The sequence below is a fragment of the Vibrio sp. 779(2023) genome (assembly GCF_033344285.1).
Taxonomy (GTDB): Bacteria; Pseudomonadota; Gammaproteobacteria; order Enterobacterales; family Vibrionaceae; genus Vibrio; species Vibrio alginolyticus.
Genome location: NZ_JAWPOM010000117.1, coordinates 1 through 1,342, shown reverse-complemented (window position 1 = coordinate 1,342; position 1,342 = coordinate 1). Strand labels below are relative to the sequence as shown.

Below are 1,342 nucleotides of genomic sequence, written 5' to 3'. Positions count from 1 at the left end.
TTAGTTGGGCAGGCCTGAAAGATCGCCATGCAGTAACCGAACAATGGCTAAGTGTTCATCTGCCTAAAGGTGAGACTCCAGATTTTTCGACATTTTTGGCGCAATACCCAAGTATTGAAATTCTGGCGATCGATCGACACAACAAAAAACTGCGTCCTGGTGACTTAATCGGGAACGAGTTTGTGGTTACCTTGTCTGAAGTGACAGATGTGGCGGATGTAGAGCAACGCCTTGAAAAAGTTAAACAAGTTGGTGTGCCAAACTACTTTGGTAGCCAACGTTTTGGTAACGATGGAAATAACCTCGACGAAGCCCGTCGTTGGGGACGAGAGAACGTTCGTACGCGTAACCAAAACAAACGCAGCATGTACCTGTCTGCCGCGCGTTCATGGATCTTCAACCGCATCGTTTCTGCTCGTCTAGAAAATGGTGTGTTTGATAAATTCATCGATGGTGACATCGCACAGACATCACAAGGATTGTTGGCTGTTGATGCGAATAACCTTGCTGATATGCAAAACAAGCTTGCATTGAGTGAAGGTGAGATTACTGCCGCTTTAGCGGGTGATAATGCGTTACCGACCCAAGCTGATGCACTTGCATTAGAACAGCCATTTATTGATGAAGAACCTGATTTAATGGCTCTGATCCGTGGTAATCGTATGCGTCACGATCGTCGTGAAATCGCACTCAAACCAAAAGACTTAGCTTGGAACGTTGAAGGTAACAATATTACGTTGACCTTCTCACTCGATGCAGGCTCTTTTGCCACATCCATTGTTCGTGAGTTGGTGAATGAGGTCAAAGTAGAAAGAGAATACTAATGGAACTGGATTCACTAAATACAAAACCTTTAAGAATTCTAATTAGTAATGACGACGGTGTGCATGCTCAAGGAATTCACGCGTTAGCGGATGAGCTGAGAAGCATCGCGGAAGTGATCATTGTTGCCCCAGACCGAAATCGTTCTGGTGCATCAAACTCACTGACATTGGAACAGCCTCTGCGAGTCACAGAAATTGCTCCTAATACTTATTCGGTTCAAGGGACACCGACAGATTGCGTTCATTTTGCTCTAAATGAGCTGATGAAAGATGACCTGCCAGATCTTGTATTATCTGGCATCAATCATGGTGCAAATCTGGGGGATGACGTTCTGTACTCTGGTACCGTCGCTGCAGCAATGGAAGGGCACTTTCTTGGCGTGCAGGCCATTGCGTTTTCACTGGTTGGTAAACGTCATTTTGAGTCGGCTGCTAAAATTGCTCGACAGTTGGTTGAGCAACACTTGGTAGTACCAATCCCAACCAACCGTTTGTTGAACGTGAACGTACCTGATTTG

At 45.5% G+C, this 1,342-nt stretch carries 2 protein-coding genes; both read left to right on the top strand.

Annotated elements, in window-relative coordinates:
* The coding region (locus R8O70_RS25395) for a tRNA pseudouridine(13) synthase TruD (protein WP_318184482.1) at positions 1-824 on the top strand (824 nt) is incomplete at its 5' end.
* The coding region (surE, locus tag R8O70_RS25390) for a 5'/3'-nucleotidase SurE (protein WP_318184481.1) at positions 824-1,342 on the top strand (519 nt) is incomplete at its 3' end. The genes R8O70_RS25395 and surE, both read left to right, overlap by 1 nt.